Annotated in this window: 18 protein-coding genes; 10 read left to right on the forward strand and 8 right to left on the reverse strand. The window is 52.0% G+C overall.

All coding sequences use genetic code 11. From position 1 onward, the window contains the following. Positions 1 to 253 precede the first annotated feature (253 nt). Positions 254 to 1,210 carry an RNA polymerase sigma factor, RpoD/SigA family gene (locus R6U67_RS03495; protein ID WP_410251265.1) on the forward strand — a complete coding sequence of 319 codons (957 nt, stop codon included), beginning with the start codon at positions 254 to 256 and terminating at the stop codon, positions 1,208 to 1,210. A gap of 63 nt (positions 1,211 to 1,273) precedes the next feature. Here R6U67_RS03495 and R6U67_RS03500 read toward each other — a convergent pair whose 3' ends face one another. Both R6U67_RS03500 and R6U67_RS03505 read right to left on the reverse strand, forming a co-directional pair. Beyond that, positions 1,274 to 3,883, reverse strand: coding sequence for a GAF domain-containing protein (locus tag R6U67_RS03500; protein ID WP_410251266.1), 2,610 nt, complete (start codon positions 3,881 to 3,883; stop codon positions 1,274 to 1,276). 112 nt (positions 3,884 to 3,995) lie between these two features. After that, positions 3,996 to 4,820 (reverse strand): PhzF family phenazine biosynthesis protein, encoded by an 825-nt coding sequence (locus tag R6U67_RS03505; RefSeq protein ID WP_410251267.1) that lies wholly within the window; start codon positions 4,818 to 4,820, stop codon positions 3,996 to 3,998. Positions 4,821 to 5,113: 293 nt separating this feature from the next. Here R6U67_RS03505 and tpiA point away from each other — a divergent pair, with 293 nt between their 5' ends. The 3 genes from tpiA (at position 5,114) to R6U67_RS03520 (ending at position 8,412) form a co-directional block, all read left to right on the forward strand. After that, positions 5,114 to 5,842, forward strand: a complete 729-nt coding sequence (tpiA, locus tag R6U67_RS03510; protein ID WP_410251268.1) for a triose-phosphate isomerase — start codon at positions 5,114 to 5,116, stop codon at positions 5,840 to 5,842. A 234-nt stretch (positions 5,843 to 6,076) separates the two neighbouring features. Continuing rightward, on the forward strand, positions 6,077 to 6,391 hold the full coding sequence (locus R6U67_RS03515; protein ID WP_087710216.1) for a hypothetical protein: 315 nt from the start codon (positions 6,077 to 6,079) through the stop codon (positions 6,389 to 6,391). 296 nt (positions 6,392 to 6,687) lie between these two features. Continuing rightward, entirely contained in the window at positions 6,688 to 8,412 is a 1,725-nt protein-coding gene (locus R6U67_RS03520; RefSeq protein WP_410251269.1) for a succinate dehydrogenase/fumarate reductase flavoprotein subunit, read from the forward strand. A gap of 23 nt (positions 8,413 to 8,435) precedes the next feature. Here the strand turns inward: R6U67_RS03520 and R6U67_RS03525 are convergent, their stop codons facing one another. Next, positions 8,436 to 11,330, reverse strand: coding sequence for an adenylate/guanylate cyclase domain-containing protein (locus R6U67_RS03525; protein ID WP_410251270.1), 2,895 nt, complete (start codon positions 11,328 to 11,330; stop codon positions 8,436 to 8,438). 462 nt (positions 11,331 to 11,792) lie between these two features. Here R6U67_RS03525 and hemJ point away from each other — a divergent pair, with 462 nt between their 5' ends. After that, positions 11,793 to 12,353 (forward strand): protoporphyrinogen oxidase HemJ, encoded by a 561-nt coding sequence (gene hemJ / locus R6U67_RS03530; protein ID WP_410251271.1) that lies wholly within the window; start codon positions 11,793 to 11,795, stop codon positions 12,351 to 12,353. Between the two features lie 70 nt (positions 12,354 to 12,423). Here hemJ and R6U67_RS03535 read toward each other — a convergent pair whose 3' ends face one another. Then, entirely contained in the window at positions 12,424 to 13,332 is a 909-nt protein-coding gene (locus R6U67_RS03535) for an alpha/beta fold hydrolase (protein WP_410251272.1), read from the reverse strand. A 38-nt stretch (positions 13,333 to 13,370) separates the two neighbouring features. On the opposite strand from R6U67_RS03535, the gene R6U67_RS03540 reads away from it, so the two are divergent. The 5 genes from R6U67_RS03540 (at position 13,371) to R6U67_RS03560 (ending at position 19,422) form a co-directional block, all read left to right on the forward strand. Further along, positions 13,371 to 14,573 (forward strand): anhydro-N-acetylmuramic acid kinase, encoded by a 1,203-nt coding sequence (locus R6U67_RS03540; RefSeq protein ID WP_410251273.1) that lies wholly within the window; start codon positions 13,371 to 13,373, stop codon positions 14,571 to 14,573. Positions 14,574 to 14,805: 232 nt separating this feature from the next. Continuing rightward, on the forward strand, positions 14,806 to 15,255 hold the full coding sequence (locus tag R6U67_RS03545; protein WP_087710203.1) for a hypothetical protein: 450 nt from the start codon (positions 14,806 to 14,808) through the stop codon (positions 15,253 to 15,255). Positions 15,256 to 15,444: 189 nt separating this feature from the next. Further along, complete coding sequence (cysH, locus tag R6U67_RS03550) at positions 15,445 to 16,203, forward strand: phosphoadenosine phosphosulfate reductase (RefSeq protein WP_410251274.1); 759 nt, start codon at positions 15,445 to 15,447, stop codon at positions 16,201 to 16,203. 14 nt (positions 16,204 to 16,217) lie between these two features. Further along, positions 16,218 to 18,035 carry an ABC transporter ATP-binding protein gene (locus tag R6U67_RS03555; RefSeq protein ID WP_410251275.1) on the forward strand — a complete coding sequence of 606 codons (1,818 nt, stop codon included), beginning with the start codon at positions 16,218 to 16,220 and terminating at the stop codon, positions 18,033 to 18,035. Between the two features lie 220 nt (positions 18,036 to 18,255). Next, positions 18,256 to 19,422 (forward strand): NAD(P)/FAD-dependent oxidoreductase, encoded by a 1,167-nt coding sequence (locus tag R6U67_RS03560; protein ID WP_410251276.1) that lies wholly within the window; start codon positions 18,256 to 18,258, stop codon positions 19,420 to 19,422. Here the strand turns inward: R6U67_RS03560 and R6U67_RS03565 are convergent. The 4 genes from R6U67_RS03565 to R6U67_RS03580 form a co-directional block, all read right to left on the reverse strand. Beyond that, positions 19,369 to 20,094, reverse strand: coding sequence for a peptidase (locus R6U67_RS03565; protein ID WP_410251277.1), 726 nt, complete (start codon positions 20,092 to 20,094; stop codon positions 19,369 to 19,371). The genes R6U67_RS03560 and R6U67_RS03565 overlap by 54 nt on opposite strands. 37 nt (positions 20,095 to 20,131) lie before the next feature. Beyond that, on the reverse strand, positions 20,132 to 20,359 hold the full coding sequence (gene secG / locus R6U67_RS03570) for a preprotein translocase subunit SecG (protein WP_410251278.1): 228 nt from the start codon (positions 20,357 to 20,359) through the stop codon (positions 20,132 to 20,134). Between the two features lie 58 nt (positions 20,360 to 20,417). Then, complete coding sequence (gene gpmI / locus R6U67_RS03575) at positions 20,418 to 22,013, reverse strand: 2,3-bisphosphoglycerate-independent phosphoglycerate mutase (protein ID WP_410251279.1); 1,596 nt, start codon at positions 22,011 to 22,013, stop codon at positions 20,418 to 20,420. A gap of 165 nt (positions 22,014 to 22,178) precedes the next feature. Continuing rightward, a complete protein-coding gene (locus R6U67_RS03580; protein ID WP_410251280.1) occupies positions 22,179 to 25,196 on the reverse strand; it encodes an AAA family ATPase in 3,018 nt (1,005 codons plus the stop codon). Positions 25,197 to 25,381: the final 185 nt, after the last annotated feature.

The following is a 25,381-nucleotide window of genomic DNA, read 5'->3' on the forward strand; positions in this document are numbered from 1 at the left end:
CTGTTCCCAGTTCCGGTGTTCCCTGTTCCCTTCTTTCGTACTCCAGATTGCAATTGCGCCCCCTACATCTAGCTAGGCTGGAGAGAGTCCCCCAATCCGTTGTGATTTAGGGCTGTCATTCTCTGCCAAACACGTTACAATTGTTTACATAATCGAGAAATTTACTCATTTCTCTCCCTGGACTGTCCCCAAATCCTCCCCACGACTGAACCAACTACGAGTTTGTCGTAACCCAATCTCAAGCACCTGCGTTATGAAGACTGCTCAGACCTCTACCGACTTAGTCCGTACCTACCTCCGCGAAATTGGTCGGGTTCCCCTACTCACCCATGAAGAGGAGATCCTATACGGTAAACGAGTTCAGAAACTGGTCGCACTCGAAACGATTCAGGCAGAACTTGCAGAACAACTCGATCGCCAACCCACCCGCAAAGAATGGGCCGAAGCCGCCCGACTCAGCCAGCGACAACTCCAAAACGAGATTGACAGTGGCGAGTCTGCCAAACGCAAGATGGTAGAAGCCAACCTGCGTCTTGTGGTGTCCGTCGCCAAGAAGTACATCAAACGGAATGTGGACCTATTGGATCTCATCCAAGAAGGGACCATCGGGATGCAGCGCGGCGTCGAGAAATTCGATCCCACCAAAGGCTATCGCTTTTCCACCTATGCCTATTGGTGGATTCGTCAGGCCATTACCCGCGCCATCGCTGAAAAAGGCCGCACCATCCGCCTCCCGATTCATATCACCGAAAAACTTAACAAAATCAAGAAAGTTCAGCGTCAACTGACTCAAGAACTAGGGCGGGCCGCGACGGTGAGCGAAATTGCCGAGGCCATGAATCTCACCTCAAAACAAGTGCGAGATTATCTCGAACGTTCCCGTCAGCCATTATCTCTCGACTTACGAGTGGGAGAAAATCAGGATACGGAGTTGGCGGACTTACTCGAAGATGATGGCCCCTCGCCTGAAGATTTTGCGGTTCAGTCGTCTCTACGCAGCGATCTCGAAGCCCTTATGGCCGATTTAACAGCCCAACAGCGAGAAGTGCTGGCCCTACGCTTTGGCCTACGGGATGGGAAGGCGATGACGTTGGCCAAGATCGGCGATCGCCTCAAAATCTCTCGTGAACGTGTCCGCCAAATTGAACGGGAATCCCTGACGAAGTTACGCAAACGTAAGGCAGATATGGGTGAATATCTAGCGAGTTAGTTGGTGTTGTGGCCTTGGCAAGTGGGGGCGAAAAATATCTACGCCCCTACTGAATGTTCTGTATTATGATTCACTATCAACGGTGAGTTGTTGCCGCTGATTGGGAAATGTTACCCGGAAACTTGTCCAGCCTTTGCGGCTGTCAACACTGATGGTTCCATTGAGTTGTACAACTAGCTTTTCAATTAAGGCTAAGCCTAACCCTGTTCCCCCTTGTTTCCAGGGATCGGCGTTGGGAATGCGATAGAACTTATCGAAAATTTTAGGAAGTTCCTCAGGGGCGATGGTGGCTTGGTTGCGAATACAAAACTCGATCGCATCAACGGCTGATGAAGCGTTTTCAGAGTCTTCGTCTTCATTAAGAGTCATCTTCGTTTGACGCACTTGCAGATGAATATCGCCCCGAGTGGCGGTGTATTTGCAGGCATTATTTAAGAGTTCAACGAGAATCCGTTCGAGGTTGAGGCGATCGCAGACAAAGGGCGGTAAGTGCTGAGGACAGTCTACATGAAGTCCCTGCTGGCGATCGCTCACCCGAGTATAAAACGGACGTATCAAAGTGGGAATCCACTCATTGAGGTTAATCAATGACATGGAAATCAGATAAGCATTATTTTCAAGTCGTTGTAAATCCAGAAGATCCTCAACCAACTCTTCCTCGCGAGTACATTCAGTATTCAAGATACCTAAATAACGTTGAATTCGACTAATTTGCGCCACATCCACCCGTTGAGGTTCTGCTTTTTCGCCCTCTTTGGGGACAAATAATTTCAACATTTCAATGGCGAGTTTCATATTCGCAATCGGCGTTCGTAACTCATGAGAAACGGCACTGAGAAAGTCATCTTTGAGACGATTTAGTTTTTCGAGTTCCGCCACCTGAGTTTGTGCCGCTTGATAGAGTCGGGCTTGACGGATGGCGATCGCACATTGATTTGCCACCTGTTGCACTAGGCGAATTTGTAACTCAGTAAAGATATAATCGGCATGATGAACCAACCATAAATCTCCTAAAACCCCTTGATTATCAAATAGGGGACTGGCTAACATTGCCACTCGTCCTCGGACTGGATTGGGAATCAAAGAACAGAACTGAAAATAGCGTCCATCCATCAATTGCGTATAAAGTTCCGGAAAATTTCCCATCTGCGAAACTCGTCCTTGAGAGGCGGGAATAAAGTTGGTATATTCATAACAAATCGTCGAAGTGCCTTGATCCAAATCATACAGCGCCGCATTACAAGAACCCACCCCTAAAACAACCGCCACTTCCCGCACCGCCGTCTGTACAATTTGGCTTTCATCGAGGCTATCTCGAACCTTATCCGTAATTCGTTTGAGCATCGCATCAAACTCGATCGCCTGTTCTAACTGTTGCGTGCGTTCGAGAATTTGTTTTTCTAAAAATTCGCCCTGTTGTTGAACTTGCTCAAATAAATCCGACTGTTGAATTGCGATCGCCACCTGAGTTGCCAATTGTTGCAACAGTTCAACTTCTAGGGGTTGCCAATGTCGTTCCTGCCGACATTGATGAGCCACTAACAAACCCCAAAGACTCCCTTGCTCGCGGCCCTCCGACGATTGCAATAAAATAGGAACAATTAAGCTCGATTTTATTTGAAACGGATTTAACAGCGCTTGTAACGTCGAATCACTCTCTTGGGAAATATCATTAATAATATGACTGCGGCCATTCAGATAGCATTGCAATTCAGGTGACTCATTGGGATTGAGCGGAATTTCATGATTGAGCATCGGTTTCCAGAGATGATCGACGGATTCCACCACCACAATGCCCTTACAGTTGGCTGCCTCAGCCGGGTTCACATCAAAGCGGTAAATCAGAACCCGATCGCTGTCGAGAAAATGGCGCACCTCCGACACCGTTGTCTGTAAAATCTCGTTCAGATGTAGAGATTGGCGAATCCGTTGGGCGATCGCACTGACTAACCGTTCTCGTTCCGCCTGTTGCCGTAACGCCAACTCCGTCTCATGGCGTTTCGTAATATCTCTGATGATGCCTTCGATGGCGATCGCCTCCCCCGTAGCATCATAAACCAACGTATCCTGTTGTTCCGTCCAAACCAGATGACCATCCCGGTGAAACCAGCGCAAACTTAACGGCGTTTCCGCCATCACATTTCCCGCCAGTAACTGGCGTAACTGCGGCAAATCATCCGGGTGAATTTGACGTAACAGTAAATCCTTATTCTCATAATAGGCTTGAGGCGAATAGCCCATCAGCCGTTCAATACTCGGACTAAGATACTCAAACCCTTCTGGTGTAAGGCGGTAGGAGTAGAGCGTATCCGAGGCATTATCCACCAACTGGCGAAACTGAGAAAACTCATGATCACTCGTTCCCGTCTCCTGTAACTGAACGAAACCGTAGCGACTTTTAGCCAGAACCAGGAGGCTAACGCGAATCCGAACCGGGGGAGACGCCTCCAAGAGATGCTGAGTGTTAACCATCTCCTCAATCGTCTCTCCAGCCAGGAGTGTAGCCCAATGGCGTCGCCAAACCTCCAGAGTCCATTCAGGAATCAAGCTGGCGATGGGTTGGTGTAACAGATCCATAACCTGAGCGCCGAGAGTCTGGTAAACTCCCGGCTGTATCGACACAATTTGCCCTTTCGGGTTCAGCCAGAGAAAAGTCGGAGTTACAGGATTCACGATCGTTGGCCACTCACTAATGGTTTGAAGACGAGGCCGGCTAATGCCCGATCACCCTCGTCCGACTCAATTTTAACCATGCCGATTCGAGAGCTGGAAAACCCGACCCACTCTAGCCCAGCAGAGTTCCCTCCAACACGGTCACCGCCTGTCCTCCTAAGACCACCCGTTCGGCTTCCCGTCGCACCCGGACGATTCCACCTCGGGGAGAGGCTTGATAGGCCAACAACTGCATTTTCTTCAGTTTGCGCCCCCAGTAGGGACCGAGACAACAGTGGGCTGAACCGGTGACGGGATCTTCGTTAATCCCCATGCGGGGCGCAAAAAAGCGCGAGATAAAGTCATAGTCTCCCTGACGAGCGCGATCGAGCATCAATCCCTGGCTGCGACTGGTGACAATCACGCCCTGACAGGGAAGTTGGCTCAGTTGTCCAAAATCGGGGTCGAGATTCTGGACTTCGGCCGCCGTCGCCACTTCGACGAGCAGATACTGCAAGACACTTTCGCCGACAAACAAAGGAATCACATCGAGGGCGGCTTCGAGTTTGGGCAGAATGGGGTCGTTAGGCGGTCGTTGTACGACGGGACTGGCCGGGAAGTCTAATTCAATCCAAGACTGTTGGCGATGGGCGCTCAGGTCGCCGCTACGGGTGTAAAACTGGATGTCTTGGCCCGAGGGAACGCGGCCATTTTCCCAGAGGGCGTGGGCGGCAGCCAGGGTGGCGTGGCCACAGAGATCCACTTCGGTGGTGGGGGTGAACCAACGTAGCCGGAAGCCTCGGCCCTCTCGGTGCAGAAAGGCCGTCTCTGATAGGTTCATTTCGGCGGCCACGGATTGCATCCAGGTCTCCTCGACGGCGCGATCGAGAAGACAAACGGCCGCTGGGTTCCCTTGGTAGGGGCGATCGCTAAAGGCATCAATTTGTAAGAGTTTCATGATTTCTGGCTCTATCCTCTCGTGACCGACCATCGTGACATCTCAGCCCAGTCTCTGAGTTGAGATGATCCCAACTGTATCAAACTCCCTCGAAACTCCCTCGAAACTCCCTCGAAACTCCCTTGATACGTATTCAGGGCGATCGCGTCCCCAATCGCCCAGAGGAAACCATCAGGAGTCTCAGCCCTCGACAGGATGTTCACGATGTTTTGGGTCCCCATGGCCAAATAGACCCAAAACGTTTTAAACTGAAGGATGCTTTTGTTGTCTCGTGGAGAAAACTGTTGTCACCCGTGCGGAAAACTGTTCTAGCTGGTAACTGGAAAATGTACAAAACCCAGGCCGAAGCCCTGGAGTTTTTGAAAGGGTTTGTCTCTCACCTCGAAGACACGCCCGATGAACGAGATGTCATCCTCTGTGTGCCTTATACGGCCTTGGGAAGCCTCTCGAAGAACTTGCATGGGGGACGGGTGCGTCTCGGCGCGCAAAATGTCCATTGGGAAGACTGCGGTGCGTTCACCGGCGAAATTTCGCCCCCAATGTTAACGGAGTTGGGAGTCGATTATGTCGTCGTTGGCCATAGTGAACGCCGGGAGTATTTCGGCGAAACCGATGAAACCGTCAACCGACGACTCAAAGCCGCTCAAGCCGCTGGAATGACGCCGATTCTCTGTGTTGGCGAAACCAAGGCCCAACGAGATGCTGGGGAAACAGAAGCGCATATCTTTTCTCAGTTGGAGAATGGGTTAGTCGATGTTGACCAGAATAAGCTGATTATTGCCTATGAACCGATTTGGGCGATCGGCACGGGGGACACCTGTGAGGCGGCTGAGGCTAATCGCGTCATTGGTTTAATTCGCTCGAAACTCACCAATGCTGATGTTCCCATTCAATATGGTGGTTCCGTGAAACCCGCGAATGTGGATGAGATTATGGCTCAGCCTGAAATTGATGGGGCCTTGGTTGGAGGCGCAAGTTTGGAAGCCGAAAGCTTCGCCCGCATTGTCAACTACAAGACTTAAGGGATGAGTCGAGCGATCGCTCAAACGACCGACAATTTCTGTTAAGTTTGTAACCGTTTTTTGCGAGTTTTGTAACGTTTTTTAAAAAGCGGCGCATCGAATCCCTCAGTTCGCCGCTTTTTTGTGGCTGGCAACGGCCCCATTTTTAACAAAACTTGAAGAACTCTCACAATTTTGGGGATTTCGCTTAATCTGGGAGTAATTAAGACCGCTTGTCCGATTTACTGGAGTCCCATGGAAAACTTTGAAAACTATCGCCTGCGATGTACCCTCAGCTTCGGGGACATTTACGGTCAAATCATTATTTGGCTGATTGTCATCTTCCTCAGTCTGGCATCAGCTTTAGCCCTATGGAGTACGGAACGTCAAGTGTATGCCTTATTAACAGTCGGGTTGATCGTCGTTCTCTCGCTTCCGTTCCTTCTGTTCGCCTTTGTCACCACCCTACTCAATCATATTGAAGTCAACGCCGTAGACCCGGCAGCGGAAACCTCAAAGTTTTCCGGAAAACGCCCCCCCAGTGAGAAACCCGCCCAAGCAACGGGCTAAATCGTTGTGCTTTCTTGACATACAGCCTCCGCTGACAACGGATCATGGCAAGATAAGGACGGGGAGCGATCGCCTCCCCTTCTCTGTCATTTACCACAATTCTCGATTCCCCAAAGAAGGCGACCACAAGGGTACACCCCCACGTCTTTCTGTTCCCTGTTCCCTGTTCCCTGTTCCCTGTTCCCTGTTCCCTGTTCCCTTCTTTTGCCTTTTGCCTCTCTTCTCCCTGTTCCCTGTTCCCTGTTCCCTGTTCCCTTCTTTTGCCTCTTGCCTCTTGCCTTTTGCCTTCTTTCCCCATGCAACATGACGTCATCATCGTCGGCGGTGGACTCGCCGGAAGCCGCGCCGCCGTCGAAATCGCCCGCACCGATTCCCAGCTAAACATTGCCGTTGTCGCCAAAACCCACCCCATTCGATCGCACTCCGTCGCCGCCCAGGGAGGAATCGCCGCCAGCCTCAAAAACGTCGATTCCCAAGACTCCTGGAAAGCCCACGCCTTTGATACAGTAAAGGGGTCAGATTACCTGGCAGACCAAGATGCCGTAGCCTTACTGACGCAAGAAGCCCCCAATGTGGTCATTGACCTAGAACATATGGGGGTCTTGTTTTCGCGCCTAGAGGATGGACGCATCGCCCAACGGGCCTTTGGCGGTCATACCCACAACCGTACCTGTTACGCCGCCGATAAAACCGGCCACGCCATTCTCCATGAACTGGTGAATAATCTTCGTCGCTATGGGGTGACGATTTACGATGAATGGTATGTGATGCGCCCCATTATCGAAGATGGAGACGCGAAGGGATTGGTGATGTATCACCTCGAAAGCGGGCGCATTGAGGTAGTTCGCGCCAAAGCGGTGATGTTTGCTACGGGGGGCTATGGCCGGGCCTTTAACACCACCTCCAACGATTATGCCTCGACAGGGGATGGCTTAGGTATGGCCGCTGTGGCCGGCCTACCCCTGGAGGATATGGAATTTGTGCAATTTCACCCGACGGGGTTATATCCGGTTGGGGTATTGATTTCTGAGGCGGTTCGCGGTGAGGGGGCTTATCTGCGCAATGCCCACGGCGATCGCTTTATGGAACAGTATGCCCCAAGTAAGATGGAACTGGCACCGCGCGATATTACCTCCCGGGCCATCGCCACCGAGATTCGCCAAGGGCGCGGCATTAAGCCCGATGGCAGTCCGGGCGGGTCTTACGTCCATTTGGATTTGCGCCATATGGGACGGGAAAAAATCATGAGTCGGGTTCCCTTCTGTTGGGAAGAAGCCCATCGCCTAGTGGGGGTGGATGCGGTTAATGAACCGATGCCCGTCCGTCCGACGGCCCATTATTCCATGGGCGGGATTCCCACTAACACGCGCGGTCAGGTGCGCCTCGGTCCGGAAAGCTTCGTTAGCGGCTTCTATGCGGCTGGGGAATGTGCCTGTGTCTCCGTTCATGGGGGGAACCGTTTGGGTAGTAATTCCCTGCTTGAATGCGTCGTTTATGGCAAGCTAACGGGGGCGGCGATCGCCGCCGATGTCCAGTCCCGCAAATTACCTGACTTGGACGAACCGGCCTATATTGAGGCGGCGAAACAGCGGTTACAGGGACTCTGCGATCGCCAAGGGGACTATCGCATCAATGAAGTCCGTCAACGGCTTCAGGATACGATGAGTGAGTTTTGTGGGGTGTTCCGCCGTCAGGATCTCATGCAGCAGGGCCTCGATGAACTCGCGGCGATCGCCCAACAGGTGCAACAGGTGCGCCTCGACGATCGCGGAACCCTCTGGAATACGGAACTCATCGAAGCCATGGAACTCGAAAACCTCCTGATTGTGGCCCAAACCATCCTCCATTCGGCCTTTAACCGCCAGGAAAGTCGCGGCGCTCATTTCCGGGAAGACTACCCCAGTCGCAATGATGAGAACTTCCTCCATCACAGCCTCGCCTATCACTCGGCAGCTGGGGTGGAGATTGTCCCCATGTCGGTCAATCTCAGCCTCTTTGAACCCCAGGAACGGAAGTATTAATAGAGGGACGGAGTGAGAGAGGATTAAACATCCCCCAAGCGATCGCATAACCAATAGGTCATCATCTCACCTCGTCCTTTCACCTCCAACAGTCCCCGAGGTTCTAAAACATAGCGGTCTTTTAACATCTCATAGGTTTTCTGAGTCACCTGGATTTTGCCCGCCTGTCCCTGGGATTCCATGCGGCTGGCTACATTAACGGTGTCTCCCCATAAATCATAGGCGAATTTACGAATGCCAATCACCCCAGCCACTACAGGGCCGGTGTTGATGCCGATTCGCAGTTGAAATGAGAGATTTTTCTCGCGCTTAAACTCGTCGATGGCCCATTGCATTTCTAAGGCCATTTCGGCGATCGCCTCAGCATGATCCGCCATCGGCATCGGTAGTCCTCCGGCCACCATATAGGCGTCACCAATGGTCTTGATTTTCTCTAAGCGATAGGCTAACGCTAACTGATCAAAGGTTGAAAAAATATCATTTAACATCGCCACTAATTTCGACGGCGACATCTGGGCGGAGACGCTGGTAAAGTCCACCAAATCGGCAAACATAATGGTGGCTTCGTCAAACCGTTCAGCGATGGAAGTTTGGTCTTCTTTGAGTTGTTCTGCGATTTTGCGCGGCAGAACATTTAATAGCAAACTTTCTGATTTTTCCTGTTCTGCCCGCAGGGCTTCTTCTGCTAACTTGCGCTTCGTAATTTCTTGAACGGTTCCCTCATAGTACAGGATGCGTCCCCGAGAATCCCGGACTGTTCTCGCATTTTCTGATGTCCAAATTTTACTGCCATCTTTACAATAGACTTGTAACTCAAACTCAGAAATTGACCCATTTTCTTCTAAGCGACTGACAAATTGCAGACGGCGATCGCGATCGACATATAAATCTCGGGCAACATCCCGCACATTTTCCTGTAAGTCTTCTAACGAGTCATAACCATACATTTGGATTAAGGCAGGATTGGCGCTGAGATATTGTCCTTTAGGTGTGGTTTGATAAATCCCCTCAGCCGCATTTTCAAAAATACTGCGATACTTTTCTTCCGCTTCTTGCAGTGCATTTAAGACACGGCGACGTTCGGTGATATTTCGGGCAACCCAAATCACGCAATTATCGGGTAAGGGGGACACCGTAGCGGCAAACCAAACCTCTGAAGTTTGGTCACCCTCGGGGTCTTCAATTTCTAGGTTATATTCCAAGTTTACCGTTTGCCCGGTATTTAAAGCCCGCTGAATATGGCTAATAAAAATACTGGCTTGAGTTGGGGGTAAGACTTCGTAAACACTCTTACCAATTCGGTCTTCGGTTGGACTATAAAGAATTTCCGAATTGGTTGAGACAATTTTAACGTAACGGCCTTGGGCATCGAAAACAGCGATGGTATCCGTCATCGCTTCAAATAACGCCCGTAACTCAGCTTCGGACTTACGCAGGGCGGCTTCGATACGCTGACGTTCGCCAATTTCTAACATTAGTCGTTCGTTGGATTGACGTAGGGCGGCCGTGCGTTCTTCGACTCGACTTTCGAGGTCTTCATTGGCTTGTTGTAAGGCTTCTTCAGCCCGTTTCCGTTCGGTGATATCTTCAACAGTTCCTTCGTAATATAGGAGAGTGTCGCCGTTGTCATCCCAAACTAAACGCGCATTTTCGGAAATCCAAACAATACTGCCATCTTGACGGTAAATTTGTTGTTCAAAGCCAACAACCCGACCTTGATTATGGAGGGTGTTTAAAAACTCTTGCCGTTGTTCAATGTTGACATAGAGGATGCGATCGCCACAACTGAGATTGTTAATCAAACTTTGAGCCGACTCATAGCCATAAATGCGAGCCAAGGCTGGATTGGCATTGATATAAATACCATTGGGGTTGATTTGATAAATCCCCTCAACAGCATTTTCAAATAAATTGCGATATTTAACTTCCGCTTCCTTCAGGGCTTGAATGGCTCGGTGGCGTTCGGTGACATCAATCCCCACGGTGAAGGCCGCCCGACCTTCATCGTATTTTTGCGCTGCAATGATATAACTATGGGTTTCTCCATAGACTTTGGCGGTGATTTCTTGGCAATGTTCCGTCGCATCACTGGCAAAAAAATCTTCGAGGAACCCCTCAAACAAATCACTGGTTTGCAAAAAGCCAATTCCTTGGTTCACAAAGGCTTCTGGCGGCAGATTGTAGGTTTTGGCCAGATGACGGTTCACACCGAGATAACGTAAGTCGCTGCTAATCCAGGACACCATGCCCGGAACGGCCTCTAAAATCGCCTGGAGCTGGTCTTTGGCGGCTCGTAGGTCATTTTCCGCCTGACGACGTTCAGTGATGTCAATACCCACCGTAAACGCGGCGCGATCGCTATCATATTTCTGGGCCACAATCAGGAAATCCCGCAGTTCCCCATGAACCCGCGTCGAGACTTCGCAAGCCGCATCATCAGCGTCACTCTCAAAAAAGGACTTCATGAAATCATGAAAGTCACTGCTGGCCCGCAAAAAGCCAATATCTTTGCCGATAAAGTTCTCCGGTTCGGCCTCAAACATCTGGGCCAGTTGACGGTTGACCCCCAAATAGCGTAAATCTCGGCTAATCCAAGACACCACCCCCGGAACCGCATCGAGAACCGCCTCAAGTTGTTCTTTCGCCGAACGCAGCGCCTGTTCGGCCCGCGTATGCTTGACAATTTCAGCCACTAACTGATCATTGGCTTCTACGAGAGCGGCGGTGCGTTCCTCAAGCTGCAATTGCAGGCTATTATCGTCTAATCTGGACTCGTCTTGCTCCTGTTGGGCTGTTTCCTGTGTCGCTTCTAAGGATGCAAGACGGTCACGGAGGAGGGCTAACTCATGAATCAGTTGTTCCTTCGGTTTATCTTCGTCTCTCATGAAGTTGCGTCGTTGAACGGGTGAGGAAGTCATCGCTATACCTGATTTGCTGGTAGTTCGCAGGCGAGTCTAAGATTCAGTTCGCTGCTATGCACCCTACGATTTCGCCAAACACTCATCATCTCGGCGATTACCCCGAAATGGATTGACGACCTTGCCCCCTGAGTTATGCTCTGAAGATACTATTCTAGTCCACTTGCCCATGGGAGTTTCAACCGTGTCTAAACGCAAAGTCGCAGGTTCTCCCTCGTTTTTTCAACCGAGTCCCCCCAGTTTCCGGGGAGTTCAGACGGCACTGGCCTGATCTTTGAGTCAGAGTAGCGCTTTTCTCGAATCCCGAGATTGCGATCGCCACCCCCAAGGTATCTCACCAGACACCCCCCCCATCTCCGCCCCCATCTGTAGCGTTTCTTAACAAGCCCTAGCCCAAGCTTCAGGAAATTTTGTATCCTAACGAACGTGGTTTAAACGTTCGCCCGAGAGCGAATTGATTTCATGGCTTACTTGTGGTACAAAGCATTTCACCTGATTGGCATCGTCGTCTGGTTCGCTGGACTCTTTTATTTGGTACGTCTGTTTATTTATGACGTTGAAGCCGATGCTGAACCCGAACCCGCCCGTTCCATCCTCAAAAATCAGTATCAGATTATGGAAAAGCGGTTATACCACATTATCACAACGCCAGGAATGATTGTGACCGCCGTTATGGCGATTGGCATCATCAGCACAAACCCTGAAATCATGAAGTCAAGTTGGCTTCATATTAAGTTGGGATTTGTTGCCCTACTGATTGCCTATCACTTCTATTGTGGTTCCTTGATGAAAAAATTGGCTAAGGGTGAATGTAATTGGACCAGCAAACAGCTTCGCGCCCTCAATGAAGCCCCAACATTACTATTGCTTGTCATTGTTATGTTAGCGGTCTTCAAAAACAATTTTCCCACCACTATTGCCCCCTGGCTAATCTTTGGAGCCGTGATTCTCATGGCCGCCACCATTCAACTCTACGCCCGCAAACGTCGCCTCGACAAAGAACGTTTAGCAACAAACGAATAAAACCGGAGGGGTTAGGGATGGGTTCTCCCTGTTCCCTGTTCCCTATTCCCTGTTCCCTGTTCCCTATTCCCTATTCCCTTCCCCAAAAAACCTCGATCGCCTGTCGAGTCTGACCTGGACATTCCAAATGCGGCACATGGCCACAACTGGGAACCCAAACTAACTGGCTGTTGGCAATCCCTTTCCCAAACCTCTCAGCATCCTTTGTTCCTAAAATACGATCCTCCTCACCCCAAATGACTAAGGTGGGAAGGTTTAATTGACTAAGTTGTGAGGCGAACGAGGGAAATCCCCCACTTTTCGTAAACTTAATCAGTGCCTGTTTCCAGCCCGAACAATCGAGATGCAACGCCGCACAACACCGAGCATCAGCCGAATTAAATGACTTATCGAAATAGGCAGAATAACTAATCTGATTACGAACCCCCGGCCGACGAAGAAAATTGGCCGCCAGGCTATCAAACGGAGGAAATAAGTATTTACCCAAAACCGGTCCATTGGCAATTCCAGCACTGTCGAGGAGAACCAGCCGTTCAACCGCTTCGGGATAGGTGAGAGCAAAATCAAGGGCAGCCGCCCCGCCCATTGAGGCCCCCGCTAAAATTACCGGGCGGGCGATCGCCTGTTTCCAAAACCCATACAAATGAGCTTTGATCGCCTCGGGAGAAAAGGAACTCTGGGAAAGTCGTTCCGTAAAACCAAACCCCAACAAATCCACAGCCCAGGTTTCCTGAGATTGCGCTAACAACGGTTGTAGGCGGCGAAATTCTAACACCGAACTGTCAAACCCATGCAACAGTAAGATAGGCGTCTCTCCCTCTCCTTGACGGACTCCTCGATGGACATAGGTTGTGGGAATTGGCAACTCGCCCCCCTGAACTTGAACCTGCACCTCTAATCGTTGAATCGCCTGAGCCTGTTGAATCGAAGTCTCTTCACTGAGTTGGTGAACCGCAGCCGGTAAAAAATCGGGGAACATGGGAGATAGGCTAGAACCTGAATTGTCAATCGTTAACTATGCCGCAGCACAGTCCGGATTTGATCATACCTGACCCCGAGACTCCCGTTCGAGTGATTGGCCTGATGAGTGGCACATCGATTGATGGCATCGATGCGGCTCTCGTTGAACTCAGCGGCGGACGATCGCCCCTCAAAATCACCCTCCTGGCCGCCCAAACCTTCCCCTATGAGCAAATCGCCCCCCCTCAGCTGCGATCGCAAGTTCTCGCCGCCGCCAGCAACGACCCCCTACCCCTGAGCGAACTGGCCCAACTCGACGACGCGATCGCCACCGCCTTCGCCACCGCCGCCCAACTCATCCAACGCAACCAACCCCCCGCGCAGCTGATTGGGTCCCACGGACAAACCGTTTTCCACGCCCCACCCCCCAGTCCAGAACATCTCGGCTACAGCCTCCAACTCGGGCGTGGTGCCGTCATTGCCCAGCAAACCCGACTCCCCACCATCAGCAACTTTCGCGCCGCTGATATCGCCGCCCGAGGGCAAGGAGCGCCCCTCGTTCCCCCCATCGATGTCTGTCTATTTGCCCATCCTCAACGCGATCGCTGCGTACAGAACCTCGGCGGAATTGGCAACGTCACCTATCTCCCCGCCGGCTGTGGCGACAGCTTTCAGGGCGTCCTCGGCTGGGATACCGGCCCCGCCAATATCCTTATCGACTTAGCGATCGCTCAACTGACCAACGGGGCGCAACAGTACGACCATAACGGCGACTGGGCCGCCTCAGGAACCCCCAACTCAGACTTAGTGCAACAGTGGCTACGTCATCCCTTTTTCCAACAACCGCCCCCCAAATCCACCGGCCGAGAAGACTTTGGCCCCGCGTTTTTGCAGCACTGTCGTCAACAGGCCGCCCATCTGGCCCCACATCTGAGCGATGCCGACTGGCTGGCCAGCCTCACCGACTTCACCGCCGCCGCGATCGCCGACAGTTACCAACGCTTCCTCCCCCAACCTCCCCAAGATATAATCCTCTGCGGTGGCGGCAGTCGCAATCACTATCTACGATCTCGTCTGCAAACCCATCTTCCCGGCATTTCCCTAGCCAGTAGTGACGACTGGGGACTCAACGCCGATTTCAAAGAGGCGATCGCCTTCGCCATCCTCGCCTATTGGCGCATCCAAGGCTATCCCGGCAACCTCCCCAGCGTCACCGGGGCCAACCAACCCGTCCCCCTCGGCGACATCCACCACCCCTAACCCCAACCCTCACCCCTTCCCTCTTCCCTTCTTCCCTCTTGCCTATTGCCTATTGCCTATTGCCTTTTGGCCCCTGCCTATTGCCCCTTGCCCCTTGCCCCTTGCCTCTTGCCCCTTGCCTCTTGCCCCTTGCCTTATCTTCCCTTCTTCCCCCCTATCCCAACTGCTAAGATTCTCCTAGCGAGGAATTCTCTGAACCCTCTCATCTGATGGCAATCCTTTGTTGTAAATTGTGGTAGCTCACTCGTTTTTACTCGAACAAGGTCGGTGGCGCCTAGAAGGCAACTGGCTCGAACGCTCAAACCCGCCCATTACCGTGACGGGTCGTACGATCGTGGCTTGGGGACAAGATAACTGGTATAGCATGGTCACCAAACTCACCTTCCCAAACCGAGAACGGCAAGAAATCACCTGTCAATATCGGGGCCGCCTCGATGGTGGGGAACGTCAATATACATTTGTTCTGCAACATAGCGAATTAGGGCGCGTCGAGGGAGAAGGTTGGATTACCCCCGCCGCCATTGTCCAACGCTACTGGACTCTCAACGACAAACAACGCCGCAGTGGCTTTGAAACCCTCAGTCGTCTCGACAACGGCAAATACGCCCTCTCCGGCGGCATGATGGCCGGCCTACACCTCACCAGTGCCATGGATGCAACGTTAGTTTTGCAATACAGCTAACCCTACCCTCTTGCTAGCTTACCTCTTACCTCTTACCTCTTGCCTCTTACCTCCTCACCAAGCGATCGCATTTCCCCACTTGCCCTCAAAAATTTGGAAAAACTGCTGTAAAATTAACCTGGCTTACTCTAGCTTCTCCTCAACCGAACGCATTTTTAACCAACCTAGCCGTCTTTACACGCATCCTGTATGACCGTCATCAGCCCCGATAAAACCGCTCTTGATCTTGAACGCGCCAACCAGCATCTAGCCAACGCCAACGCCAGTGAAATTGTGGCCTGGGCAGTCGAAACCTTCGGTGATGGCCTCGTCATGAGTAGCAGTTTTGGGATTCAAGCGGCGGTGATGTTGCACCTTGTCACTGAAATCAAACCCGATATCCCTGTGATTTGGGTTGACACCGGCTATCTTCCCCGAGAAACCTATCTTTTCGCCGAAAGCCTACGCCAACGGCTGAATCTCAATCTACAGATCTATCAATCTCCCATGAGTCCCGCCCGCATGGAAGCCCTCTATGGCAAACTCTGGGAACAAGAAGACGTGGCGGCCCTCAATCGCTACGATGCTATCCGCAAAGTTGAACCCATGCAGCGGGCCTTACGAGAACTCGGGGCCACCGCTTGGTTAGCCGGGTTGCGGGCCAACCAAACCCAGCATCGCAGTAACCTGCGTCCCGTGGAACAACAAGGGGACTATTATAAAGTCTTCCCGATTCTCGATTGGTCATCGAAAGATGTCTATGAGTATCTCACGGCCCACGATTTGCCCTACCATCCCTATTTTGACCTCGGTTACACCACCGTCGGTGATTGGCATTCGAGTCGTCCCGTCACCGCCGATGATGACCATGAACGCGACACCCGCTTTCACGGACTTAAGCAAGAATGCGGCTTACACCTCCCCGAAAGGGACGGCGAATCCGAAAGTCTCGATTCAAGTTTACTCTAACCTCTACCCTCAATATGTCTTCTTTTCGAGATGTTGTCGGATATTTCCGCGCCTATCGTCGTTCGGCAATTCTCAGCATCCTCCTGACTGGGGGCTTTGAAATTCTCGATTTAGCCGTTCCCTATGCCGTTGGACAAATCCTCAATGTTCTCTCGGGACAAACCCTCGATCAATTTTCCCAATTCCTCGTTAATACCACCGCCAATATCCTCAACTTAACCCCCACTCGCAACTTGGAATTGGGGGTATTTGTTGGCATTATTTTTGTTATTTCTGTATTACGCGCCCCCTTACAACCCTGGTTTAGTGGTTGGTTTCACTGGTTTATTGCCCTCAAAGCACGTCAAGATAAATCCAAATCTGTTGTGGCGAAAGTGCTTGAGTTACCCCTCAACTTTTACGACGAAAACAACCCTGGACGCATTGCCGGACGAGTCGCCAAAGGTATTACGAACTACACGTGGACATACCCAGAAATTGCCGGGCAGTTTCTCCCGAAACTCATCCGTGTTTTGGGGGTTTTTATCATTATTGCCCTGATTGAACCCTGGGTGGCGCTTGTCTTTGGGCTTTCTTTTATTGGTATTCTTGGCTTTAGTTTACGCCATTTAAGAGCAATTGTCCAGAAAGAAAATGCCCTTGATCGCTACCTAGAAAATATCGATAGCCGCACTTCGGAAATTATCACCAATATCAAAACGGTGAAATCCTTTGCCAACGAAGGACGAGAATATAAGCGCCAACAACAACGAATCGATCGCGCCCATTATTTCACCATTCACCGCATTCACCGTCAATATGTCCTCCTCGACACCTGGCGGCGTACCGTCATTCAACTCTCCCTATTTGGCATTCTCGTCATGACACTCTGGGCCACGGTCAACGGACAGATTTCTCTAGGGCATTTTATCACTACCTTCACAATCTCCAGTTACGCCTACGCAGAACTGCGCCCCCTCAGTCTAATTGCTGAAGTGTTTGCCCGCCGTTATAGTTCCATGTTGCGCTTTCATGAGTTACTGAATGCACCCTCGGGACAAGATGCGGCCCGTTTAGAGTTGGATCATGCTCGGGAGAATTCCTATCACTTCAAAGGGGCGATTCAGTTTAAACACGTGGTCTTTGGTTACAACCGGGAAATGCCAATTTTGAAAGGAATTGATTTTGCCATTCAACCCCGGCAAACAGTGGCATTAGTCGGGCGCTCGGGTTCTGGGAAATCGACGCTGGTTAAGCTTCTCTTTCGCTACTTTCAACCGGATTCGGGGCAAATTTATCTCGATGACCAAGATATTCAATCCCTAGATGTGGGACAGTATCGCCGCCGCTTGGCGATTGTTCATCAAGATGTGGATATCTTCAATGGCACTCTTTTAGATAACCTCAAATATGGGAATCCTGAGGCAACTTGGGAACAGGTTAAATCGGCTTGTGCGATCGCCCGTGTGGATGAGTTTATCCCAGAACTTCCCCGAGGCTATGCTACCGTCGTCGGCGAGCGCGGTGTCCGACTCTCCGGAGGACAGCGCCAACGGATTGGCATTGCCCGCGCCTTAATCGTCGAACCAGATATTCTCGTTTTCGATGAAGCGACATCTAGCTTAGATTACGAGTCAGAACGCTCGATTCAGCAAGCCATGCACTCGATTTTTGGCACGCGCACCACTCTGATTATCGCTCACCGCCTCAGCACGATTCGCGATGCTGATATGATTGTTGTCCTCGATAATGGCGCGATCGCCGAAATTGGCTCCCACGACGATCTACTCTCCCAAGGTGGACTCTATCGCCGACTTCACGATCTCTCTGAAAGCGGAGACTTGCTCGACTAATCTTCCTCCTAGAAATGTTCAAAATTTCTTCCAAAAACTCTTGACAGTCTCTCAAGAGACGGGTTAAAATGAAATCAGAAATACAAATAAAGTCTTAGCCCGCCTCGGGTAGCACCAAATTTTCCGACGGTTAGGAGCAAGGCTTCGCGGCCCCGGTGCGGGCCGCGCAAAGCCAAACATCTAGGCTGCGCAATTTTTTTTTAGGTCTCCCAAAAAAATAATGAACGGTCCCCCTAACTCCCCCCTCAACCCACGCATCTGTATTGTGGGCGGTGGTTTTGGAGGAGTTTATAGTGCCTTAGCCTTAGCCAAAATCTCAATCTTGCAGCAATGGGAAATCGTCTTAATCGACCAACGCGATCGCTTCGGGTTTAATCCCCTCCTCTACGAACTCCTTAGCGGAGAACTCGATCCCTGGGAAATCGCCCCACCCTACCTGCGGCTGCTGCGAAATTGGCGGATTACCTTTTACTGCGATCGCGTCCAAGCCATTGACTTGAATGCTCGCCAAGTCCAACTACGCGATCGCGGACCCCTAAACTACACCTATCTTGTCATCGCCCTCGGAGTTGAGAGCATTATCCCGCCTCACCCCGACGTTTTAACCTTCCGCAGCCTAGCCGACGTGGAGAAACTTGACGCAGAACTCGAACGATTACAGCATCACCCCTCCCTAGACATTAGTATCGTCGGTGCTGGAGCGAGCGGTGTCGAATTGGCCTGTAAACTGTCAGATCTCCTGGGCGATCGCCATCAAATCCATCTCATCCACCGTGGCACACACCTGCTACCACAATTTACCCCCCAAACCCGCCACGTCGCCGAGCGAGCCATTCACCAACGTCAGATCCGCCTCAGCCTAAACACCAGCGTCGAGGGGATTCAACGTCAGGGCGACTTTCAGCTTCACCTCAAGCAACAAGACCAATCCTTCAAAGAAACAAGCCATCTGGTGATCTGGACCGCCGGAACCCAAGCCAATCCTCTGATTTATACCCTCCCTGGCGGCGATCGCGGCCAACTTCAGGTCACCCCCGAATTACAACTAACCCGCTACCCCGAAGTTTTCGTCCTCGGAGATGTAGCCGCCACCCCCTTTCCCAACACCGCCCAAGTCGCCTATCAACAAGCACCCCACGTCGCCCAAAACATCAAATCCTACATCTTCCAAAGTCCTCTTAAACCCTTTCAATATAAACATATAGGGGAAATGCTCACCCTCGGCATCCACAACAGCGTCGTTCGCAGCTTCGGCATCACCATGAACGGAAGATTAGGCCATCTCATCCGCACCCTAACGTATATCCAACGACTTCCCACCCTCAAACAAAGCCTACGTGTCTTTGCTCACCGTCTCAAACGAGTCTTCCGTCGGCCATCCCGCTGAGTCGGGCCGGATTGGCCAACCCAGGCGCGTCGGCTGTTCATAGACATACCGCAACGTCGCCAGATCTCGGGCTGAAATCATCGGGGGACGACGAACCTGGGAATAATACATCACATCCGTAGGGCGATCGCTATGGCCCCAAATCCCCAGAGCATGACCCAACTCATGACGCAGAGCCGCCTGAGCCGCCTCAGTTCCCTGAGTGGGACTCAGGAGAATCTCAAAGCGATGGCCGAGTCGCTGCTCCCGCCAATAGAGTTCATAGCTGACGCGGGCCGCCGCCGCACGAAAATCGTCCCCAACCCGTCGCGGGGGCGGACGACGCTGCCAAATCACAATATTCGCCCTTTCGGACTCTTCAATCTGTTGCAGGGGCAGATATTCCCCCCATTGCTCAACCACAGACATCATCTGGCTCTGCCAAGTCTCAGGAGCATTCCCATCGAAATAGACGGTAACGGGAAAGTGTGACCAAACTAAGGCTCCCACCGCCGTCTCCTGCAACTGGTCTCCATAATGCTCCTCAGCAAAGCTCGCCCGCAAAGACTCCGGCAGAGGATGAGGTTGATAGGGAACATCATCGAGGCGAATCGGATCGACGTCGGTATCCTCCCTGGCCGTCAGAGGTGCCGCTAGGGCGATCGCCAAAACAAGGGCGATCGCCGCAGCCATCCACCCTTGTCGAATCCAGCGCCATCGTCGAATCCATCTACACCCAGCCCGCACTTAAGACCACCGTACAGCCCATAAACAAAATGGTCAGAGTCCAGGTGATGCGATTGAGGGTCGTCTCAGCACTCTTGGCACTGGTAAACAGTTGAGCTTGGCCGCCAATTCCGCCAATTCCATCGCCCTTGGGAGAGTGGAGGAGGACCACCACAACCAGGCTCACCGCCGAAATCACCCAAATCAATTGAACAATCGTTTCAGTCGTCATAAGGTTACAACAAAGATCACAAAAAAGGTCACAAACATCAAGGAAAACCAGAGGCAGACTAGACTCGAACCGCGATCGGGGTTCGATTCGGATGAACATCATAACTGGCCGGAACCAGCATCGAACGTCCCGTCATTTCCGGAGGTTGCGGTAGCCCGAGAATCTGGAGAATCGTCGGAGCAATGTCCGCCAAACGACCATCATCTCGTAAAACCACCTCGCCACCATAGCCCGGAACCTTCACCCCTTCTCCTTCAATGAAAATGAAAGGAACTGGATTTGTGGTGTGAGCCGTCCAAGGGTTGCCCTTTTCATCTTTCATATATTCGGCGTTACCGTGATCGGCGGTAATCAGGGCCGTTCCTCCCACCTTGCCAATACTATCCAATAAACGGCCCAAACAGCGATCCACCGCAGTAATCGCCTCGACAGAAGCATCCATCATCCCCGTATGGCCCACCATATCTGGGTTGGCGTAGTTAATCACGACCAGAGAATAGACCCGTTGCGCGATCGCCTCGACGGCCACATCGGTCACCTCTTGGGCCGACATCGCCGGAGCGCGATCATAAGTGGCCACCATCGGCGAGTTAATCAAATGGCGATCTTCCCCCTCAAAGGGCGTTTCCCGACCGCCATTGAAGAAATAGGTCACATGAGCATATTTTTCCGTTTCTGCGGTGCGGAACTGTTTTAAACCATGATCCGCAATCACTTCCCCGAGAATATTGGTCAAGTTTTGCGGCTCAAAGGCCACCCAAACCGGGAAACTGGGATCATACTGAGTAAACGTGAGGAAATTCAGCGGCACATACTCACGCTCAAAGGCCTCAAAGTTTTCATCCACCAGGGCCTGAGTCAACTCCCGAGCGCGATCGGGTCGGAAGTTATAGAAAATCACACTATCGTTGGCTTCGATCGCCCCATCGGCCACACGAGTCGGCTGAATAAACTCATCCGTCACCTCATCAGCATAAGCCGCTTCGATGACCTCTCCCACCGACTGATCCACCTGGGTACTATTGTCCGTCATCACCCGATAGGCTTTCTCCACCCGATCCCAGCGGTGATCTCGGTCCATGGCGTAATAGCGACCACTGACGGTGACAATCTCTCCGACCCCAACCTCATCGAGATGTGCTTGGATTTTGCGGATAAAGGCGCTTCCCGAGTGGGGATTCGTATCCCGACCATCGGTAATCGCATGGATGCAAACCTCGTCGATATTTTCAGCTTTAGCGAGACTGATTAATCCCAGCAAATGGTCAATATGGGAGTGAACCCCACCGTCAGAACATAAACCAATCAGGTGAAGCTTGCCCCCTGACTCTCGGGTCGCGTGGCAAACCTTTTGGATGGCGGGGTTCTCCCGGATCGAACCATCTTCGATCGCATCGGAAATTCGCACCAGTTCCTGAGGAACCACCCGTCCCGATCCCAGGTTCAAATGTCCCACCTCAGAATTTCCCATTTGTCCGATGGGCAGCCCCACATCTTTCCCCGATGTGCGGATCGTGGTACGAGGGTAGGCGTTCCACAGGCTGTCCATTACGGGCGTATCGGCTGCGGCAATGGAGTTATTGGTGTTTTCTTCTCGATATCCCCAGCCATCTAGAATCACCAGCACCACCGGAGACACAGGTGCTTGACTCATAATCTTGCTGCCCTTTCGCGATAAGAATTCAAACCTATGATACCACTGACCCTTCCCTCATGGTGTACCCAAAGGGCAACTTTTTAGAAATTTTTGCTAAAAATCCGCAGAGATGGTAATGAATTCATGGGAATCGGGGTCAGTTGCCTCGAATCGCACTCTCGTCTAATGGGAGACGCAAACCTGAGACCCGGAATCGGTTTTCACCACCTCCACATGGGTTTGAAACGCCTCCTTGAGATGGGGAATATGAGTCACCGCCAGGATACAAGCAAAATCCGGGGCGATCGCCTCAATGGCCGAGACGAGCCGTTCACAGCCGCGATCATCTTGAGTACCAAACCCCTCATCAATCACCAACAATTGCAACGCCGCCCCCGATCGCTGAGCCAACAGTTTCGCCAGGGCCAAACGAATCGCAAAGTTAATGCGAAAGGCCTCACCTCCAGAATAGGTTTCATAAGCCCGAGTTCCCCGCGCATCCGCAATGTAAATCTCGAGGGTATCAATGAGCTTGCGAGTTTTCTTACTGCCTTTCGAGGCCCGTTGCGTCACAAACTGCACATGGAGCTGATTGGCACTCAGCCGCGCCAAAAACTGATTGGCTTCGGCTTCTAGCTGAGGCAACACCGTCTCAATCGTGAGAGCCTGAATGCCATTCTTGCCAAAGGCCTGAGTTAACTCCTGATACACCCGATGCTGTCGTTGGCGGCTAGCCAACTGCTGCCGCTGTTGCCCTAACTGAGCCTGTTGCATCTGACGATGGTGCTGTTGTTGTTGCAATCGCCCCAACGTCGCTAACTGCTGATTTAAGTGCGATCGCCGCTGTTGCAACTGGGCCTGAATCTGGGTAATCTCCTCGGTACAATCGGGACAGTCGAGCAATGCCGCCTGAGCGGCCTCAATCTGCTCTCGCCATTGCTGTAACTCTCGGCCCCGTTGCTCTAGGCGATCGCTCACCGCCTCTAAGCGACTCTCCACCTCAGGAAGCCTCTGCTGAGCTTGCTGGAGATCTTGCCACTGCGATCGCCATCCCTCAGCCTCATCAAGCTGTTGCCGTAAGCGACGATGAGCCTGAACATCATAGTCAAGATGCTGTAGATAATGCTGCACATCTCGCAGCTCTCGGGCCGTCTCTGACTCACTCTCTAACTCTTGTAGAGCCTGCTCTGCCGCCTCTACCGCTCCCTGCAACTCGGGCCGTTGCTCCTGTAACACCTGAAACTGTCGCCGGGCCTGCTCGAGTTGAGCATTCTGTAAATCCGCCCAACGATAGCGTTCGACAGCTCCCCGAGCCAGGGCTAACTCTCGCTCATCATAATTAAGCTTGGCCAACTGCTGTGCAACACTGGCCAACTCTTCGGCGATTCCATGAGCATAATCCCCCTCCGCGATCGCCCGTGCCCGTTCCTGACAATCGGCTCGCACCTCCTGCAACAACTCCCACTCCTCCTGGGTGGCCGCCAGTTGCGCCTGTCGTTGTCCCCGTTCTTCCCGTAGCCGATCATAATCGGCCAGTTGTTGTTCGAGTTGGCGATATTCCTGGCGCAGAACCTGAATTTCTCGTTCAGAAATGGCGATCTGCTCCTGAATCAACCAGCGTTGATGGCGCAGTTCCTGATGTTGATCCTCATGTTTGTCGGCAACTAACTGCCAATGATGCTCGTCAAGGGGGCGATCGCACAGCGGGCAAGCCGCATCAGGAACCTGCAACAACGAGCGTTTCTGCTCCATCTCCTCTAAGCGTCGCTGATACTCCTGTTGACTAGCATGAAGGCCATCCAGGAAACTGCGACGTTCGAGGCCTTTCTCCTTCACTCGCTTGTGATACACCCGTAATTTGTCTAGGGCCGCGATTTGCTCGCTCACCTGAGTTAGAGCCTGTTCGAGTTCGGGCCGTTGCTCCTGACGCTGTTCGAGTTGCCGTTGTCGGTGCTGTTGCTGCTCGAGTCGGGCTTCGAGTTGCGCTCGGGCGCGATCGCGTTCGGCTTCTAACCGTTGCTGGCGTTGTCGTAACGGCGCCGCTTCACTGTGACAATGCTCTAATTCCCGTAACTCGCCTTTGGCTTGGGCCAGTTGCGCTAACCCAGCTTGAATCTCGGCTTCTCGTTCTAAACTTTGCTGTAACTGGGCCAATTGGCGATCGCAGGCCTGAAGTTGCGCCAAAGTCTGATGCTGTTGCTGTTGAGCCTTGAGTTTGAAGCGATCAAGGTCTTGACGTAGTTGCGTCTCTCGTTGGCTGGCATCTTGATAGTGACTAAAGGTTTCTGTGGCGGCTCGCTCTTGGGCCTGTAGAGCTTGATACTCCTTATAGCCTTGCTCAATTTCCCTGGCCCGCTCTAACACCGCCTTGAGCTGCGATCGCTGCTCCCTGAGTTGCTGCTGCTCCTGCTGTTCGCGCTCATAATCCCGTTGCAGGCGATCGCCGCTCGTGGCGGCCCAGTCTAACTGTTGCTGCCAACGCTGTCGCTCCGCCTGCTGTTGTTGGCGATCGTGCAACCGTTGCGTTGTCTCCTGTTGTTGCCCCTGGAGTCGTTCAACTTCAGCCTCTGTCGCCTCGAGTTGCGCCCCCAACTCCTCAGACGAGGCCAAGGTCTCCTCCAAACGCTCAACCGTCTCTTGTAACAGTTTACTTTCGGCCTTGGCCTGATTAGCAATGTCTTTAGCTTGCTCCGCGAGTCGATCATAATGATCTAACTTCAGCAAGTCCACCAACACTTGTTTACGCTGAGCCGGCTTTTTGACCATAAACTCATCAGCCCGACCCTGACGCAGATAGGCAGAACTGAGAAAGGTATCATAATCGAGTTTAAGCTGCTCAATAATCTGTTGCTGAGTGGCTCGCAGTCCCTTGCCGGTGATAGAGCGAAACCCTTGCGCCGTCTGAATCTGAAACTCCAAGGAACTCGACTGCCCCCGACGGTGCGATCGCTTAATCCGAAAAATCTGCTCTTGACATTGAAAGACAAAATCCACCCAAGCCTCAGTTTCCCCGATGCGGATAATGTCATCTTCTGAGCCAGCTCGTGACTTGCCCCAAACCACCCAAGAAATCGCCTCTAACAGTGAGGACTTTCCGGCCCCATTTTCCCCGCAAATACAAGCGGTATGCAATCCACTAAAATCTAAACTGGCCGAGTGGTAGCTAAAAAAGTTGTGAAGCGTCAGTTGCCGAGGAATCATAAGTTGACAAACAGCCAATGTCCCGAGCCTCGCCTGATGGAGTCTATCTCCCTTAGACGACTCGATGGAGGTTGAACTTTAAGGGTTAAACTTCTCACCCGATTCAAGTTAACCTCTATGGTAAAGCCCTCGGGTCAATCTTGGGAAGTTTAACCCGTCATTGGCTCTGACTTTTATGAACTTTT

Origin of the sequence: Sodalinema sp., assembly GCF_046483825.1 — a bacterium.
GTDB lineage: Bacteria > Cyanobacteriota > Cyanobacteriia > Cyanobacteriales > Geitlerinemataceae > Sodalinema.